Origin of the sequence: Streptomyces eurythermus, assembly GCF_014649115.1 — a bacterium.
Taxonomy (GTDB): domain Bacteria; phylum Actinomycetota; class Actinomycetes; order Streptomycetales; family Streptomycetaceae; genus Streptomyces; species Streptomyces eurythermus.
This window is the reverse complement of sequence record NZ_BMSK01000027.1, coordinates 59,775-75,101: the sequence shown is the minus strand read 5'-3', so window position 1 is coordinate 75,101 and position 15,327 is coordinate 59,775. Positions and strand designations below refer to the sequence as shown.

14 protein-coding genes and 1 riboswitch are annotated in these 15,327 nt (G+C 73.0%); of the genes, 10 read left to right on the top strand and 4 right to left on the bottom strand.

Features of this window, described 5'->3' with window-relative positions; genetic code table 11:
* Positions 1–88: 88 nt before the first annotated feature.
* The 3 genes from IE251_RS35915 to IE251_RS35905 all read right to left on the bottom strand — a co-directional run bounded on the left by IE251_RS35915 (position 89) and on the right by IE251_RS35905 (position 3,632).
* On the bottom strand, positions 89–787 hold the full coding sequence (locus IE251_RS35915) for a DUF5995 family protein (protein ID WP_189757135.1): 699 nt from the start codon (positions 785–787) through the stop codon (positions 89–91).
* A gap of 91 nt (positions 788–878) precedes the next feature.
* Entirely contained in the window at positions 879–2,312 is a 1,434-nt protein-coding gene (locus tag IE251_RS35910) for a uracil-xanthine permease family protein (protein WP_189757134.1), read from the bottom strand.
* A gap of 114 nt (positions 2,313–2,426) precedes the next feature.
* Positions 2,427–3,632, bottom strand: a complete 1,206-nt coding sequence (locus tag IE251_RS35905) for an MFS transporter (RefSeq protein WP_373302094.1) — start codon at positions 3,630–3,632, stop codon at positions 2,427–2,429.
* A 144-nt stretch (positions 3,633–3,776) separates the two neighbouring features.
* Here IE251_RS35905 and IE251_RS35900 point away from each other — a divergent pair, with 144 nt between their 5' ends.
* From IE251_RS35900 to IE251_RS35855, 10 genes are all read left to right on the top strand, one after another.
* Complete coding sequence (locus IE251_RS35900) at positions 3,777–5,066, top strand: ROK family transcriptional regulator (RefSeq protein ID WP_189757132.1); 1,290 nt, start codon at positions 3,777–3,779, stop codon at positions 5,064–5,066.
* 286 nt (positions 5,067–5,352) lie between these two features.
* A riboswitch (FMN riboswitch) is annotated at positions 5,353–5,483 on the top strand.
* Positions 5,484–5,643: 160 nt separating this feature from the next.
* The gene (locus IE251_RS35895; RefSeq protein WP_189757131.1) at positions 5,644–6,249 is read left to right on the top strand and encodes a riboflavin synthase; all 606 of its coding nucleotides are present in this window, start codon (positions 5,644–5,646) and stop codon (positions 6,247–6,249) included.
* Positions 6,246–6,887 (top strand): nicotinamide mononucleotide transporter family protein, encoded by a 642-nt coding sequence (locus IE251_RS35890; protein WP_189757130.1) that lies wholly within the window; start codon positions 6,246–6,248, stop codon positions 6,885–6,887. Before IE251_RS35895 ends, IE251_RS35890 begins: the two co-directional genes overlap by 4 nt.
* Positions 6,884–8,173: a bifunctional 3,4-dihydroxy-2-butanone-4-phosphate synthase/GTP cyclohydrolase II gene (locus IE251_RS35885; protein WP_189757129.1), complete on the top strand. Its 1,290-nt coding sequence runs from the start codon at positions 6,884–6,886 to the stop codon at positions 8,171–8,173. Before IE251_RS35890 ends, IE251_RS35885 begins: the two co-directional genes overlap by 4 nt.
* A 23-nt stretch (positions 8,174–8,196) precedes the next feature.
* Positions 8,197–8,682, top strand: coding sequence for a 6,7-dimethyl-8-ribityllumazine synthase (gene ribH / locus IE251_RS35880; protein WP_189757128.1), 486 nt, complete (start codon positions 8,197–8,199; stop codon positions 8,680–8,682).
* 34 nt (positions 8,683–8,716) lie between these two features.
* Complete coding sequence (locus IE251_RS35875; protein ID WP_023552153.1) at positions 8,717–8,989, top strand: phosphoribosyl-ATP diphosphatase; 273 nt, start codon at positions 8,717–8,719, stop codon at positions 8,987–8,989.
* Positions 8,990–9,042: 53 nt separating this feature from the next.
* Positions 9,043–9,891, top strand: coding sequence for an ATP phosphoribosyltransferase (gene hisG / locus IE251_RS35870; RefSeq protein ID WP_189757127.1), 849 nt, complete (start codon positions 9,043–9,045; stop codon positions 9,889–9,891).
* Between the two features lie 14 nt (positions 9,892–9,905).
* Complete coding sequence (locus IE251_RS35865; protein ID WP_189757126.1) at positions 9,906–10,367, top strand: PH domain-containing protein; 462 nt, start codon at positions 9,906–9,908, stop codon at positions 10,365–10,367.
* A gap of 164 nt (positions 10,368–10,531) precedes the next feature.
* Entirely contained in the window at positions 10,532–11,866 is a 1,335-nt protein-coding gene (locus IE251_RS35860; protein ID WP_030793261.1) for a hemolysin family protein, read from the top strand.
* On the top strand, positions 11,863–12,936 hold the full coding sequence (locus IE251_RS35855; RefSeq protein WP_189757125.1) for a hemolysin family protein: 1,074 nt from the start codon (positions 11,863–11,865) through the stop codon (positions 12,934–12,936). Before IE251_RS35860 ends, IE251_RS35855 begins: the two co-directional genes overlap by 4 nt.
* Positions 12,937–13,051: 115 nt before the next feature.
* On the opposite strand, the gene IE251_RS35850 is transcribed toward IE251_RS35855, so the two are convergent.
* Positions 13,052–14,920, bottom strand: a complete 1,869-nt coding sequence (locus tag IE251_RS35850) for an AAA family ATPase (protein ID WP_189757124.1) — start codon at positions 14,918–14,920, stop codon at positions 13,052–13,054.
* Positions 14,921–15,327 lie beyond the last annotated feature (407 nt).

Sequence of the window (15,327 nt, the reverse complement as noted above, 5' to 3'; positions counted from 1 at the left end):
ACGGACCGAGGCGCGGGCGGCCGGACCGGGATTCCGGCCGCCCGCGCCTTCGCCAATCCCCGCGCCTTCGCCAACCCCTCGGCCCCGCTCAGCCGGGCAGCGGGGTCAGCAGCATCCGGCCCGCGAACCCCACCGCCGCGTCCAGCCGCTCGGTGAACTCCTCGGCGATCCCGGTGCAGTGCCGCAGCGCCCACAGGGCGCGGGCCGCCGCCCAGGCCGCGTCCCGGGCCCGCTCCAGGCTCCACGAGCCCAGCAGATGGGTGAGCGGGTCGGCGAGCTGGAGCAGGTCCGGGCCCGGCATGAGGTCCTCGCGGACGCGTTCCTCCAGCGCCACGAGCAGCTCGCCCACCCGGTCGAACTCGTCCTCCAGATCGGCCGGTTCGCAGCCGAGCGCCCGGCAGGTGTCGACCAGGGCCAGGGCCAGGTCGTGCCCGATGTGCGCGTTGACGCCGGACAGGGCGAACTGCAACGGCCGTACCCCGGGGTGGCGGCGGAGCTGGAACAGCGGCCGCCAGCAGGCGGGCGGGCGGCGGTCCTCGTCGGCCGCGTCGACCGCCGCCAGATAGCGCTCCGCGAACCGCACGTCCAGCGTGCTCGCCGCCCGCGGATCCGGGAACGCGCCCGAGGTCAGCCGCCGGCCGACCTCCTCGGTCACGGTGAGGTAGACGCGGTTGAACACGGCGACGCCGTCCCGCGCGGGCAGGGCCGCGTCCAGCGCGCGCATCCGTGCCACGACGGCGTCGACGGGGGTGATGCGTGCCGTGGGCCGCGCCAGGGGGGTAGCCATGGCGGAAGCGTCCCAGCCCGGTGCCGGCCGGCGTGCCGACCGGCCCGGTGCTTCCCCGGAACGGGGGAACGGCGGAACGCGGGAGCGCCGGCTAGGACTTGGCGTGCGGCGCCCGCGTGTGCTCCCGCGAGCCGGTCTCCGCGTCCGCCTCCGCCTCCGTGTCGTACGTCGACGTGCCCTCGTCCAGCAGCGGCTCCTGCGCCTTCAGGTGGGCCGGGGCGAACGCGCGCAGGGCGTGGTAGCCGGTGATGACGACCAGGGTGCCGAGGGCGATGCCGCTGAGCGAGAAGGTGTCGGTGAACTTCATGGAGACGTTGCCGACGCCGATGATGATGCCCGCGGCGGCCGGGACCAGGTTCAGCGGGTTGCGCAGGTCCACCTTGGCGTTGGTCCAGATCTGGGCGCCGAGCAGGCCGATCATGCCGTAGAGGATGACGGTGATGCCGCCGAGCACCCCGCCCGGGATGGCCGCCACGACCGCGCCGAACTTCGGGCACACGCCGAAGAGCAGCGCGAAGCCGGCGGCGGCCCAGTAGGCGGCGGTGGAGTAGACGCGGGTCGCGGCCATCACGCCGATGTTCTCGGAGTAGGTGGTGTTCGGCGGGCCGCCGACGGCGGTGGAGAGCACCGAGGCGACACCGTCGGCGGAGATCGCCGTGCCGAGCTTGTCGTCCAGCGGGTCGCCGGTCATCTCGCCGACCGCCTTGACGTGGCCCGCGTTCTCCGCGACCAGGGCGATGACCACGGGCAGGGCGACCAGGACGGCCGACCACTGGAAGGACGGCCCGTGCAGGTGGGGCAGCCCGATCCAGTTGGCGTGCGAGACCGCGGACAGGTCCAGGCGCCAGTGGTCGGTGACCTTGCCGCTCGGGCTCACGGAGTGGATCTTGCCGAAGATCCGGTCGAAGGCCCAGGAGATGCCGTAGCCGAAGACCAGACCCAGGAAGATGGCGATGCGCGACCAGAAACCGCGCAGGCAGACGACCGCCAGCCCGGTGAAGAGCATCACCAGCAGGGCGGTCCACTGGTCCTGCGGCCAGTAGGTGGACGCGGTCACCGGGGCCAGGTTGAAGCCGATCAGCATGACGACGGCACCGGTCACGATCGGCGGCATGGCGGCGTGGATGATCCGCGCGCCGAACCGCTGCACGGCCAGGCCCACCAGGAACAGCACCGCGCCGACGACGAGCACCGCGCCGGTCACGGTCGCGCTGGTGCCGCCCTGGGCGCGGATGACGGCGGCCACGCCCACGAACGACAGGGAGCAGCCGAGGTAGCTCGGCACCCGGCCGCGGGTGGCGAGCAGGAAGATCACGGTCGCCACGCCCGACATCATGATCGCCAGGTTCGGGTCCAGGCCCATGAGCACGGGGGCCACGAAGGAGGCGCCGAACATCGCGACCACGTGCTGGGCGCCCAGGCCCACGGTGCGGGGCCAGGACAGCCGTTCGTCGGGGCGTACCACCGCTCCGGGAGCGGGCGTGCGCCCGTCACCGTGCAGTTTCCAGCGCACGCCGAGGTCCATGGTGGGGTTTCGCTTTCTTACGTACATGAGGACGGTCCGAACCATTGTGCGGGTAAGCGGCGGTTCTCCGCCCACGCGGACGGCTATGTGAACTCGGTTCACATAGCCGATCGCCTAGGAGTGCGGGCCGGACACCGCCGCGCCGTGCGGTTCCGCCTTCGCGCCCTCCCCGCGTTCGGCGGCGCGCAGGACGCCCGCGAACAGGACGAGCCCGCAGGCCAGCGCCGTCACCACACAGAACGACACCATCAGGCTGGTCGCCTGGGCCACCCCGCCGATCAGGCTCGGCGCGATCAGCCCGGAGGTGTAGGTGACGGTCGCCACACCCGCGATGGCCTGGCTCGGGTTGGGACCGGCGTGTCCGGCGGCCGCGAAGCACAGCGGGACGACCACCGCGATGCCGAGCCCCATCAGCGCGAACCCGGTCATCGCCGCCGCCGGGTGCCGCGCGAGCACGATCAGCAGCCCGCCCAGCACGGCCAGCACCCCGCCGGCCCGCACGGTGCGGACCGCGCCGAAGCGGTTCACCACCGCGTCCCCGGCGATCCGGGCCACGGCCATGGTCAGCATGGAGCCGGTGGTGGCGGACGCCGCCAGGCCGGCCGAGCCGTCCAGCCGGTCCTTCAGGAACACCGCCGACCAGTCCAGGGTGGCGCCCTCGGCGAACACCGCGCAGAACCCGACGGCGCCGATCAGCAGGGCGGAGCGCGGCGGCAGCGTGAACCGCGGCGGCGGCTCCTCGTCCTCGGCGGGCTGGACGTCCAGCACCCAGGCGCAGACCGCGCAGCCGAGCACGGTGAGGACGGCCGCGGCCAGCGCGAAGTGCACCCGCGCGTCCGCCCCGAGGTGCGCGGCCAGGGTGCCGGCCGCCGAGCCGGTCAGGGCCCCCGCGCTCCACATGCCGTGCAGCCCGGACATCACCGACTTGCCGAGCAGCCGCTCGACCTCCACGCCGAGCGCGTTCATCGCGACGTCGGCCATGCCCGAGGAGGCGCCGTAGGCGAACAGCGCCAGGCACAGCGTGACCAGGTTCGGCGCGAGGGACGGCAGCACCAGGGCCAGCGTCCACATCGCCAGCAGCCCGCGCAGGGCCGCCCGGCTGCCGAACCGGTGGGTGACCCGGCCCGCCAGCGGCATCGCGCACGCCGCGCCGAACGCGGTGAAGGCCAGCGCGAACCCCAGCTGGCCGGCGCTCAGCCCGGCGTGCTCCCGGATCCAGGGCACCCGCGTGGCGAACGACCCGGTCACGGAGCCGTGCACGGCGAACACGGCCGCCACGGCGTACCGTGCGCGCCGGACCTCCTCGCGTGCGGGGCTCATGTCACCCATGTTCCTGTCCCTCCCCGGCCGACCCTCGCGGCAGCTCGGCGCGTAAATTATCAGGAACCCTGCCTGATAGATAGGGTGGCGGCCGTGCGAGACGTACGGCCGTCCGGTCCGCAGCGATCTGGGAGGATTCCCGACATGCCCGCATCACCCAGCACCGCCCGGGCCCTCAACGACCGGCTGGCCCTGCGGCTGTTGCAGCAGGAAGGCCCGCTGACGGCGGGGCAGCTGAAGCAGCTGACCGGCCTGTCCCGGCCGACCGTCGCCGACCTGGTGGACCGGCTCACGGCCGCCGGCCTGATCACGGTGGTCGGCGAGTCCGGCGAACAGCGCCGGGGCCCCAACGCCCGGCTCTACGGCATCGTCGCCGGCCGCGCCCACCTCGCCGCCCTCGACGTGCGCACCGAAGGCGTCCTCGTCCTGGTCTCCGACCTGCTCGGGCGGGTGCTCGCCGAGGCGTCCGCGCCGATCGGCGGGGACACCGGGACCGGGCCCGCCGTGGAGCAGGCGGTGGCCGCGGTGGAGCGGGCCGTGAAGGAAGGCGGCGCGGACCGGCTGCACACGGTCGGCATCGGGGCGCCGGGCCTGATCGACCCGGCCACCGGCGACCTCAGGGACTCCGCCGGGCTGCCCGCCTGGCACCGCAGCCTGGTCGCCGCCCTCCAGGACCGGCTGCCCGGCGCCCGGGTGACCGTCGAGAACGAGACGAACCTGGCCGCGCTGGCCGAGCAGCGCGAGGGCGCCGCCCGCGACCGGGACACCTTCGTCCTGCTCTGGCTGGGGCACGGCGTCGGCGCCGCCGTCGTCCTGGACGGCACCCTGCGCCGCGGCGCCTCCGGCGGCACCGGCGAGATCGGCTTCCTGCCGGTTCCGGGCACGAGCACGCTGCCCTCGGCGACCGACTGCGGCGGCGGCTTCCACTCGCTGACCGGGGCGGCGGCCGTCGTGTCGCTGGCCGCCGAGTACGGACTGCCGGCGCCCGGGACGGCGGACGGGTCGGCGGACGGGTCGGTGGCCGGGCCGATGGATGCGCCGGTGGACGGGCCTGCCGACGCGCCGGGCGCGGTACGGGCGGCGGCGCGCGGGGCGGCGGACGAGCCGGAGGCGGCGCGCGTGGTGCGCGGGGCGGTGGCACGGGCGTCCGCGGCCGACGAGCGCTTCCTGCGCGCGCTGGCCGACCGGATCGCCGTCGGCGCGGCCTCGGTGGTGGCCGTCCTGGACCCCGGCTGCGTGGTGCTCGGCGGGGAGGTCGGCCGGGCCGGGGGAGCGGTGCTCGCCGGGCTGGTGGGGGAGCGGCTGCGCCGGATGTCACCGCTGCCCACGGAGGTGCGGGCGAGCGGCCTCGGCGGGACGGCCGTGCTGCGCGGGGCGCTGCTCACCGCGCGGGAACGGGCGCAGGACGAGCTGTTCGGGCCGCCGGAGCGGTAGCGGTCCCGGTCGGCGGGCCGGCCCGGGTCGGGTCCGGGTCGGCCCCGGCTTGGCGGCCCGGCGGCGGGCAAGGGCCGTCGTCACCGCCGCCGAGCCCGACCGCACCTTAAGAGGACTAGACCAGTAGGGTCAATGGTCCGGACCAACCTCGGCCCGCTTGGTCCGACGACCGGTTGTCCCCGGCGGTCGCGTGGCGCGAAAGCATCGGTACGCACTGTGAGCGAGGCCACATGGCCCACCCGTATGGACGCGTGGCGGGCGTGGCACACTGGGCCTGTACCAGAAGCAGCGCACTCCGGGGTCGGTGAAAGTCCGAACCGGCGGTTACAGTCCGCGACCCGGTCGCTTCCAGCGGCCGGTTGACCAGGTGAAATTCCTGGACCGACGGTTAAAGTCCGGATGGGAGGCAGTGCGCGGCGGGCGGGCACGCGTGTATCCGTGTGCGCGCCGCCGTATCGAGGCTCGTCCGCGTGGACGCGTCCGTTCGGCGACGCCTCTCGGTGTGTGCTCACCCGTGGATTCTGTCGTCATCGACAGCCCCGGAGTCCGTGCCCGAAGAGGCAGGAGGACCCGGGAAGTGTTCACCGGAATCGTCGAAGAGCTGGGTGAGGTCACCGCCGTCGAGAACCTCGGCGACGCCTCCCGCTTCCGGCTGCGCGGCCCCGTCGTGACCGAGGGCGCCCGGCACGGCGACTCCATCGCCGTGAACGGGGTCTGTCTCACCGTCGTCGAGCACGAGGGTGACGAGTTCACCGCCGACGTCATGGCCGAGACCCTGAAGCGCTCCAGCCTGGGCGCGCTCACCGTCGGCTCCCGCGTCAACCTGGAGCGCCCCACCGCCGTCGGCGCCCGCCTCGGCGGGCACATCGTGCAGGGACACGTCGACGGCACCGGCGAGATCCTGGCCCGCACGCCCTCCGAGCACTGGGAGATCGTGAAGATCTCCCTCCCCGCCGACCTCTCCCGCTACGTCGTGGAGAAGGGCTCCATCACGGTCGACGGCATCAGCCTGACCGTCGTGGAGGCGGCCTTGGACCACTTCACGGTCAGCCTCATCCCGACCACCCTCGCCCTGACCACGCTCGGCGTGAAGCAGCCCGGCGACCCGGTCAACCTCGAAGTGGACGTCATCGCCAAGTACGTGGAGCGGCTGCTCGCGGCCGGGCAGGGGGCCGGCCGGTGAACTGGCTGAACTCCGAGGCGTTCACCCTCTTCGGCCAGCACATCATCTGGTCGGACATGACCGGCAACATCCTGGGCCTGATCACCCTCGCCCTCGGCTGGCGCCGTTCCCTGTGGACCTGGCCCGTGCAGTTCCTGTCCGGCCTCGTCCTGTTCGCCGCCTTCTACGGCCATCTGACCGGCAGCGCCGGCAAGCAGGTCGTCGTCATGGCCGTCGCGCTGTACGGCTGGTGGCAGTGGCAGCGCACCCGGAACCGGTCCGGCGACGGCCAGATCACCCCCCGGTTCGCCTCCTGGCGCGAGCGGGCGGCCATGGCCGCCGCCGCCGGCGCCGGCACGGTCGCCGTCGCCCTGCTGTTCCAGGCCTACCCGTCCCTGTCCTGGGACCCCTGGCCCGACGCCTACATCTTCGTCGGCACCATCGTCGCGATGTACGCCCAGGCCAAGGGCATGGTCGAGTTCTGGATCGCCTGGCTGCTCGTCGACCTGGTCGGCGTCCCCCTGAACTTCGCCAACGGCTACGCCTTCTCCGGCTTCGTCTACGTCATCTACGGCGCACTCGTCCTGTGGGGCATGCGCGACTGGTGGCTGCGCTCCCGCAAGGCGGCAAGGCCCACACTGGAAGGAGCGCCGGCATGACCTCGGCACCCGTCCTCCACGACACCCACGATTTCGACAACTTCGCGCTCGACCCGGTCGAGCAGGCCATCGCCGACATCGCCGCCGGGCGCCCGATCATCGTCGTCGACGACGAGAACCGGGAGAACGAGGGCGACCTCGTGATGGCCGCCGAGAAGATCACCCCCGAGATCGTCGCCTTCATGATGAGCGAGTGCCGGGGACTGATCTGCGCTCCCATGGAGAGCGAGGAACTGGACCGGCTGCGGCTGCCGCAGATGGTCGAGGACAACACCGAGTCGATGAAGACCGCGTTCACCGTCTCCGTGGACGCCACCGCCGTGCACGGTGTGAGCACCGGCATCTCGGCCGCCGACCGCGCCACCACGCTCCGGCTGCTCGCGAGCGGCACGGCCGGGCACACCGACTTCGTCCGCCCCGGCCATGTCTTCCCGCTGCGCGCCAGGGCCGGCGGCGTCCTCGCCCGCAACGGCCACACCGAGGCCGCCGTCGACCTCGCCCGGCTCGCGGGCCTGCGCCCGGCCGGCGCCATCGTGGAGATCGCCGGCGAGGACGGCCGGATGCTCCGCCTGCCCGAGCTGATCCCGTTCGCCCGCAAGCACGGCCTGACGATCATCTCCATCGAGGACCTGGTCGCCTACCGCCGCGGCAGCGAGCCCACCGTCCGCCGCGAGGCCGCCACCCGGCTGCCCACCCGGCACGGCACCTTCACCGCCTACGGCTACCGGTCCACCGTCGACGGCGTCGAGCACGTCGCCCTCGTCCACGGCGACCTCGGCGACGGCCGGGACGTCCTGGTCCGGGTCCACTCCGAATGCCTCACCGGCGACGTCTTCGGCTCCCTGCGCTGCGACTGCGGGCCCCAGCTGGACACCGCGCTCGGCCGCATCCAGGAGGAGGGCCGCGGAGTCGTCGTCTACCTGCGCGGACACGAGGGACGCGGCATCGGCCTGCTGTCCAAGCTGCGCGCCTACGAACTCCAGGAGCAGGGCCACGACACCCTGGACGCCAACCTGGAGCTCGGCCTGCCCGCCGACGCCCGCGACTACGGCGCCGGCGCCCGGATCCTCGCCGACCTCGGCGTGCGCGAGGTCCGGCTGATGACCAACAACCCCGACAAGACCGACGCCCTCAGGCGCCACGGCGTCGAGGTCGCCGGCCGGGAGCCGATGCCCGTCCAGGCCGGTGAGCACAACCTCCGCTACCTGCGCACCAAGCGGGACCGGATGGGGCACGACCTGCCCTGGCTCGACACGCCCGCCGTGTCGGCCTGCGGCAACCAGTAAGCGAAAGAGCACGGAGGTAAGAAGTGAGCGGCAAGGGCGCACCGGAAGTGTCCGTACGCAAGGTGGACGACCTCAGGGTCGCCGTGATCGCGGCGCAGTGGCACGAGAAGGTGATGGACGGCCTGGTGGACGGCGCCCTGCGCGCCCTGCGCGACCTGGGCATCGACGAGCCGACCCTGATCCGGGTCCCCGGCAGCTTCGAGCTGCCGGTCGCCGCCAAGGTCCTCGCGGGCCGGGGCTACGACGCGATCGTCGCCCTCGGCGTCGTCATCCGCGGCGGCACCCCGCACTTCGACTACGTGTGCCAGGGCGTCACCCAGGGCCTCACCCAGGTCTCCGTCGACACCGGTGTCCCCGTCGGCTTCGGCGTGCTCACCTGCGACACCGAGGAGCAGGCCCTGGACCGGGCCGGCCTGGAGGGCTCCAGCGAGGACAAGGGCCACGAGGCGGTGACGGCGGCCGTGGCGACGGCGGCCACGCTCCGCTCGGTATCCGAACCCTGGCACTAGACCGGCCGGCACAACGGCTAGGGTGGGGCTCACCATGTCCAAGAAGACGTTCGAGGAGCTGTTCACCGAGCTCCAGCAGAAGGCCGCCCACGGCGATCCCGCCACCTCCCGCACCGCGGAACTGGTCGGAAAGGGCGTCCATGCCATCGGCAAGAAGGTCGTCGAAGAGGCCGCCGAGGTCTGGATGGCCGCCGAGTACGAGGGCAAGGAGGCGGCGGCCGAGGAGATCTCGCAGCTGCTGTACCACGTCCAGGTGATGATGGTCGCCCGCGGCATCTCCCTGGACGACGTCTACGCCCACCTGTAAGCCGTAGCCCGCACACACCGTCCCGTAGAGAACGAACGAAGGAAGCCGACCTCATGCTGCGCATCGCCGTCCCCAACAAGGGTTCACTGTCCGGCCCTGCGGCGGAGATGCTGCATGAGGCCGGCTACCAGCAGCGCCGCGAGTCCAAGGAACTGCGCATCGTCGACCCGGAGAACGAGGTCGAGTTCTTCTACCTCCGCCCCCGCGACATCGCGATCTACGTCTCCTCCGGCCGCCTCGACATCGGCATCACCGGCCGTGACCTGCTGATCGACTCCGGCGCCGACGCCGAGGAGATCCTGCCGCTCGGCTTCGCCCGCTCCACCTTCCGCTTCGCCGCCAAGCCCGGCACCGCGCAGGGCATCGAGGACCTCAAGGGCCGCACGGTCGCCACCTCCTACGAGGGGATCGTCGCCAAGCACCTCGCGGACAGCGGCATCGACGCCTCCGTGGTGCACCTGGACGGCGCCGTAGAGACCGCCATCGAACTCGGTGTCGCCGAGGTCATCGCCGACGTCGTGGAGACCGGCACCAGCCTGCGCAACGCGGGCCTGGAGGTCTTCGGCGAGCCGATCATGAAGTCCGAGGCCATCGTCGTCCGCCGCACCGGCGCCGACGCCGAGGAACCCAAGGTCCAGCAGTTCCTGCGCCGCCTCCAGGGCGTCCTGGTGGCCCGGACGTACGTGATGATGGACTACGACTGCCGGGTGGAGCAGCTGGAGAAGGCCGTGGCGCTCACCCCCGGCCTGGAGTCCCCGACCGTCTCCCCGCTGCACAACGAGGGCTGGGTCGCCGTCCGTGCCATGGTCCCCGCCAAGGAGGCCCAGCGGATCATGGACGACCTCTACGGCATCGGCGCCCGCGCCATCCTGACCACGGCCATCCACGCCTGCCGCCTCTGAGGGGTACGCCCGAGATGTCCGACCTGCCCGCCCTGCCCGTCACCTTCCGGCCCGGCCGCACCCGGGCGATCCTGCTCACCGCCGGAGTCCTGATCTTCGTGGTGATCTCCGGGATCGCGCTGCTGCTGGAGAACCTCGGCCCGGGCTCCCGGCTCAGCTTCATCGTCACCGGCGCGCTCTGCCTCTGGGTGCTCGCCCAGCTGGCCCGGGTGAGAGTGGTCGCCGACGAGTCCGGCGTCACCGTCGTCAACATCGCGAGCAAGCGGCGCCTGGCCTGGGCGGAGATCCTCCGGGTGAACCTCCGGCCGGGTGACCCCTGGGTCTTCCTCGACCTCAGCGACGGCACCAGCCTGCCCGCGCTCGGCATCCAGCCCGGCATCGCCAAACAGCAGGCCATCGCCGACGCCCGGACCCTCAGGGAACTCGCCGAGGCCCGCTCCGGCTCGCCCGCCCTGCCGCACCAGCCCAGATCTTGATTAATCTGGTGGGCGGAGGCCGTCCCGCTGCGCCTCCGCCCCTGCGTGCCACCCGGTGCACAGGGGTTCCTGCTACCCGAGGAGTGACCTACTCCGGCGATGGACGGATCGTCCTGTAGTACCCGCGCCACCCCTGCCCGACATAGCGGCAAGGCGGTGGCAGCGTGACCATCCCCCTGCTGTTGCTCGCCGCGGCCTTCCTGCTGATCCTCGCCAACGGATTCTTCGTGGCGGCCGAGTTCGGCCTCGTGACGGTCGAACGCCCGGACGCCGAGAAGGCCGCCGCCGACGGCGACCCGCGCGCCCGCACGGTCGTGGAGTCGCTGAAGGAGCTGTCCTTCCAGCTCTCCGGCACCCAGCTCGGCATCACCATCACCTCCCTGGTCGTCGGCATGCTCGCCGAGCCCGCGCTGGCCGAGCTGCTGCGCGGCCCGTTCACGGCGCTCGGCGTCCCCGAGGGGGCCGCGGCCGGCGTCGCGGTGGTCGTCGGCATGCTGCTGGCCTCCGCGATCCAGATGGTGATCGGCGAACTCGTGCCCAAGAACTGGGCGGTGTCCCGGCCGCTGCAGGTGGCCCGCTTCGTGGCCGGCCCGCAGCACCGCTTCGCCCTCCTGTTCCGCCCGGTGATCTCCGCGCTGAACACGGTCGCCAACCGGCTGGTCCGCGCCCTCGGCGTGGAACCCGCCGAGGAGCTGGCCTCCGCCCGCACCCCCGGCGAACTCGTCTCGCTGGCCCGGCACTCCGCCCTGGCCGGCGCCCTGGAGCAGGACACGGCCGACCTGTTCGTGCGCACCCTGTCCCTGGGCGAGCTGACCGCACAGCACGTGATGACCCCGCGGGTGAAGGTGAGCGCGTTGCAGGACTCGGCCACCGCCGAGGACGTGGTCAACCTCACCCGGGCCACCGGGCTGTCCCGTTTCCCCGTCTACCGGGAGAAGATCGACGAGATCGTGGGCATGGCCCACCTGAAGGACGCGCTGGCCGTCCCGGCCCACGACCGGCTGCGCACCCCGGTCGGCCGCATCGCCCGCAAGGCGCTCCTCGTCCCCGAGACCCTGCCCGTGCAGCCCCTGCTCGCCCGGCTGCGCAGCGAGCAGCCCATCGCGGTCGTCGTGGACGAGTACGGCGGCACGGCCGGCGTGGTCACCCTGGAGGACATCGTCGAGGAACTGGTCGGCGAGGTCCGCGACGAGCACGACGCCAAGGACATGCCCGAGCTGGCCCCCGCCCCGCCCGAGGACGGCAGGCCCGCCTGGGACGTGGACGGCGGCTGCCGCGTCGACATCCTGACGCGCATAGGACTGGAGGTGCCCGAGGGGCCGTACGAGACCGTGGCCGGACTGGTCGCCGATCTGCTCGGCCGGATCCCGGCCCCCGGCGACCGGGCCGAACTGCCCGGCTGGCGCCTGTCGGTCCGCCAGGTCGGCCACTATCGCGCCGAACGGGTCCGCCTGGTCAGGACGGCCCCCGTGGCGAGCGTGCCGGAGGCCGCCCGATGAGCCTCCTGCAACTGCTCTTCGCGGCGCTGCTCGTGCTCGCCAACGGCTTCTTCGTCGGCGCCGAGTTCGCGCTCGTCTCCGTCCGCCGCAGCCAGATCGAACCGCTCGGCACCGCCCGCGCCCGCCAGGTGCTCCACGGCCTGGAACGGCTGCCGCAGATGATGGCCGCCGCCCAGTTCGGCATCACCGTCTGCTCCCTGACCCTCGGCGCGGTCGCCGAGCCGACGGTGGCGCACCTGCTGGAGCCGCTGTTCGAGGCGATCCACCTGCCGCACGGCATGATCCACCCGCTCGGCTATGTCATCGCGCTGGCCGCGGTGGTCTTCTTCCACCTGGTCATCGGCGAGATGGTGCCGAAGAACCTGGCCATGGCGGCGCCCGAGAAGGCGGCGCTCTGGCTCGGTCCCGGCCTGGTCTGGTTCGCCCGCCTGTGCAAGCCGGTCACCGTGGCCCTCGGCGCCTGCGCCCAGGGCATCCTGCGGCTGTTCCGGGTCGAGCCGAAGGACGAGGTGGAAGCGGTCGTCACCACCGAGCAGCTCAACCGCCTGCTGGAGGACTCCGGCGAGGCCGGTCTGCTCGGCCCCGAGGAGCGCGAGCGGCTGGAGGACGCCCTGGAGCTGGGCTCGCGCCCGGTGACGGACGTCCTGCTGCGCCGCGAGTCCCTGGTCATCGTGGACCCGTCGGTCACCCCGGGGGACATCGTGGAGCTGACCGCCCGCACGGGCTACTCCCGCTTCCCGGTCGCCGCGGCCGGCAAGGGCCCCTTCATGGGGTACGTGCACGTGAAGGACGTCCTCGACCTGGAGGACTCCGACCGGGCCGTCCCCCAGCAGGTCTGGCGGCCCATGGCCACGCTCCGCGCCGAGCTGCCGCTGGACGACGCCCTCACCGTGATGCGCCGGGCGGCCACGCACCTGGCCCAGGTCGCCGACGCGACCGGCAAGGTGCTGGGCCTGGTGGCCCTGGAGGACGTACTGGAGATGCTGGTGGGCGAGGTCCGGGACCCGGCGCACCGGGAGATGCCGGAACCCAGGGCGAGCGGGGAGCCGGAGGGAGCGCTCGCCGGATAGCCCCGGTGGGTGGCGCCGAACCGTGCGGCGGCCGGCCGGTGCCGGGCCGTCCGCGCGGTTCCCCGCGCCCCTCCGGGGGCGCTCACCCGGTACGCGGGCGGGAGCCTGCGGACCCCTAGTACGCGGACGGATCCTGCGGTCCCCGCCCCGACAGCACCTCGCCGTAGGCCTGCATCAGGTCGGGCAGCCGCAGGGTCGCCAGGTCCTCCCGGGACAGGGGGCCCGCGTACGCCGACAGCCGCAGGTCCCGGTACGCGCAGCTCTTCTCGTACAGGGTCCGCAGGAACCGCCCGTTGCCCAGCTCGTCGATCCACCCCTGGCCGACCACGTGCCCGGCGATCGAGCGCAGCTCGTCCAGTGCCTCCTCGTCCCACTCGTCGCCGTTCTCCGCCGCGAGCACCTTGCCGATCTCGGTGAGCTCCTGCGGCCGGTACGAGGGGAAGTCCACCCGGGTGGTGAAGCGGGAGGACAGCCCGGGGTTGGCGGCCAGCAGGCGGTCCATGCCCTCCGGGTAGCCGGCCAGGATCACCACCAGGTGGTCGCGGTTGTCCTCGGCCCGCTTCAGCAGCACCTGGAGCGCCTCGTCGCCGTACGCGTCCCCCTTGCCGTACCCGGAGTTGGACAGCGAGTACGCCTCGTCCACGAACAGCACCCCGCCGATCGCGGAGTCGATCAGCTCGTTGGCCTTCACGGCCGTCTGCCCCAGGTACTCGCCGACCAGGTCGGCCCGCTGGGCCTCCACGAGGTGGTCGCCGCCGAGCAGGCCCAGGGCGTAGAAGACCCGGCCCAGGATGCGCGCGACCGTGGTCTTGCCCGTGCCGGAGGGGCCGGAGAAGACGAAGTGCCGCTTGGGCGGCTGCACCGGCAGGCCCTGACCGGCCCGCAGCCGTGCCATGTTCAGCTGCGCGGACAACGCCTTGACCTGGCGCTTGACCGGCTCCAGGCCCACCATGCGCTCCAGTTCGGCGAGTGCCTGCTCGAGTAAGGCGGGGTCGGTCGGCCCGGCCGGTACCGGCGCGGCGGAACCCCCGGGGCCGGTCCTGGTCCGCACCGAGGGGTCGGCCACCGACGGCAGCGGCCCGGCCGGCAGGTCGGGCTCCGGCAGCCGCAGATCGCGGCCCTCGGTGCCGAACAGCGGATCGAACCCGTCGGGACCGTCCACCGTGTCCTGGCCGGCGCCGGTCAGGGTGATCGCGGCGAGGTCGCCCGTCTCGTCGTACCCGTCGCCCTCGGCGATCGCCGCGAGCCGGGCCGAGGTGTCCATGAAGGCCGGGTCGACCCGGTGCACCGCCCGGTACAGGGGGAGCGCGGCGGCCGACCGCCCGGTGCCCTCGTGCGCCCGCGCCAGCCAGTAGCGCAGCTCCTTGCGCTGCGGCTGCTCGCTGCGGCACCGCATCAGCGCGGCCGACAGCAGCGGTTCGGCCTGGCCGTACATCTCCAGCCGGACCCGGGCCATGCCGCCGAAGAGGCCGGCCTCGATGCCGAGCAGGGGATCGTCCAGCAGCGGGTCGGTGTGCCGGACCAGCTGGTCCCAGTCCTTGACCAGGTAGGCGCGGCAGGCGTGCAGGAAGCGGACCTGGGCGTCGGTGTCGACCGGGGGCAGTCCGGCGAGGGCGCGGTCCAGCTCGGGCACGTGCCGGCCGTCCAGCCAGTGGGAGGCGTGCGCCAGCAGCAGATCGCGCGGGCTCTCCAGCACGGGCTGCACCCACCAGCCCAGCCAGTACCAGGAGTTGAGGGCGCGGCGGTGCCGGGCGCGCTGTTCGCCGAAGCGGTCGCGGTGCCGGAACATGCGCAGCAGCGCGGTGGTGGTGTCGACCCGGAGCGCGTGCAGTCCGAGCCAGGCGTCCGCCATGCCCGGGTCCATCCGCACCGCGGTGCGGAACTCCTCCTCCGCCTGCGGGTAGGCACCCATCGTGCAGGCGTCCACACCCCGCAGCCAGGCGAGGTCGGCCGGCGCCTCGGGGCCCTGCGTGCCGAAGTCCATCACGTCCCCCCACAGACCATGCACCCGTGGTTCACCACCGGGCAGTCGCCCGATGGCCACCGCGGTCGAACCTCCGTACCGCGGACCGGAGTTGCAGGTGCGCGAGGCTGCCGCTCGAAGGTCGCACCGAGGGCATCGTACCCGCGGTGCGGGTACCTGCCGAAGGGTGCCGCACAGGGCGTTCGGCGAGGTGGGAGCAGACGGGGCGCACGGGATTTCGTGACCCAGGGTGAGAGGACCGCCGCGCCGGCGCGCGGAAAGGGGGCCTCGCGGGCAGAACGAAGCCCCCGGTCACGGGGGAACAACCGGGGGCTTCGTGTCGGCGGGCGGCTCCGAAAGCCGCACATTCAGAACGTAAGTCCTGTACGGGCCCTCGGTCAAGCGAAGTTGAGGTACTGGGAGAACTT

Excerpts from the sequence above, each read along its gene's own strand:
- IE251_RS35915 (WP_189757135.1), bottom strand. The coding sequence starts at position 787 with ATGGCTACCCCCCTGGCGCGGCCCACGGCACGCATCACCCCCGTCGAC.
- IE251_RS35910 (WP_189757134.1), bottom strand. The coding sequence starts at position 2,312 with ATGGACCTCGGCGTGCGCTGGAAACTGCACGGTGACGGGCGCACGCCC.
- IE251_RS35905 (WP_373302094.1), bottom strand. The coding sequence starts at position 3,632 with ATGAGCCCCGCACGCGAGGAGGTCCGGCGCGCACGGTACGCCGTGGCG.
- IE251_RS35900 (WP_189757132.1), top strand. The coding sequence starts at position 3,777 with ATGCCCGCATCACCCAGCACCGCCCGGGCCCTCAACGACCGGCTGGCC.
- IE251_RS35885 (WP_189757129.1), top strand. The coding sequence starts at position 6,884 with ATGACCTCGGCACCCGTCCTCCACGACACCCACGATTTCGACAACTTC.
- IE251_RS35875 (WP_023552153.1), top strand. The coding sequence starts at position 8,717 with ATGTCCAAGAAGACGTTCGAGGAGCTGTTCACCGAGCTCCAGCAGAAG.
- hisG (WP_189757127.1), top strand. The coding sequence starts at position 9,043 with ATGCTGCGCATCGCCGTCCCCAACAAGGGTTCACTGTCCGGCCCTGCG.
- IE251_RS35865 (WP_189757126.1), top strand. The coding sequence starts at position 9,906 with ATGTCCGACCTGCCCGCCCTGCCCGTCACCTTCCGGCCCGGCCGCACC.
- IE251_RS35855 (WP_189757125.1), top strand. The coding sequence starts at position 11,863 with ATGAGCCTCCTGCAACTGCTCTTCGCGGCGCTGCTCGTGCTCGCCAAC.
- IE251_RS35850 (WP_189757124.1), bottom strand. The coding sequence starts at position 14,920 with ATGGACTTCGGCACGCAGGGCCCCGAGGCGCCGGCCGACCTCGCCTGG.